Origin of the sequence: Streptomyces sp. NPDC002130 (assembly GCF_040296465.1) — a bacterium.
Lineage (GTDB): Bacteria > Actinomycetota > Actinomycetes > Streptomycetales > Streptomycetaceae > Streptomyces.
Window position 1 is genome coordinate 1 of record NZ_JBEOXI010001308.1, and the last position, 1,011, is coordinate 1,011.

Consider the following 1,011-nt stretch of genomic DNA (forward strand, 5'->3'; position numbering starts at 1 on the left):
GTCGGGGTTCGGCCGAACCGGTGGCGCATTCGGGGCGCAGCGCTGGGCGGGCCGTTGGGTGGGGGCCCGTGCGTTGCGTACGCTTGCGCGGGAGACGATCACGATGATCGTCTGGATCGCGAGATAACGCCCGGTACCGAGGAAGCGGGCGATGCGTTCACTGACGCGTCCGACAGCTTCGACGTCGAAATCGAGATTGAACCGGCGGCTTCCGCGAGGCGTTTCCAGTCGTTGCCGTGCGGTCGTGCTCGACGCCCGTTCGCTCATCGGAGTAGTTCCTCGTCGTCGGAGTAATCCTCGCGCCAGTCTTCCGGCAGGAGGTGATCGAGCACGTCGTCGACCGTCACGGCCCCGATCAGGTGATTCTCGTCGTCCACGACCGGCCCGCACACCAAGTTGTAGGTAGCGAAATATCGGAACGAGGTCAACAAGTACCTGCGCTACGCGATCGACAATCGCGAAGAGGTTCAGGCGATGGCCGACAAGCAGGCCGCGGAGAAGCTGGCGGCCGATGCTGCTGACGAGGACGCTGCTCCCGCCGAGGTGTCGGTGGAACTGCCGGCGACTGCTCCGGTTGCTGCCGCGCCTGCCGATCCCTCCCGTGCCGGAACTGCCGACGACGCCGGCTCCGACGTTCCGCCGCGAGATGCGGCCGAGCGCTTGACGTTTGCGACGTGGGCCGTCGTCACCGGGAAGTCGGCCAAGGGCATCTTCAACGATCTGCCGATCGTCGGTGACGAGGTCGCCGAGAAGCTGGCAGCTCGGCTTTCCGAGCGTGCGGGCGGCGAGATCACGCTCGACGACGTGCTCGACTCCACCACCATCGAAGAACTCGCGGACGTCGTTCGCCAGTACCTCGAGGACGACGGCAAGATCGACGGACTCGTTCGTACGCTGCGTGCTCGTCCCGAAGGCTCCACGGCCGTACCGGTATTCGTCTTCCATGCTGCCGGTGGCGATCCGTCGAAGGTCAACGAGAAAACCTTCGCGAAGTACATGTACTACCCGGAC

General features: G+C 65.1%; 3 pseudogenes. 1 reads left to right on the plus strand and 2 read right to left on the minus strand.

Annotation, left to right across the window (positions count from 1 at the left end):
• Positions 1-267: pseudogene (locus tag ABT116_RS50515) on the minus strand (hypothetical protein); the annotation flags it as partial.
• Positions 264-413, minus strand: a pseudogene (locus ABT116_RS50520) (magnesium transporter); the annotation flags it as partial. The pseudogenes ABT116_RS50520 and ABT116_RS50515, both read right to left, overlap by 4 nt.
• Before the next feature lie 61 nt (positions 414-474).
• Here ABT116_RS50520 and ABT116_RS50525 point away from each other — a divergent pair.
• A pseudogene (locus ABT116_RS50525) lies at positions 475-1,011 on the plus strand (hypothetical protein); the annotation flags it as partial.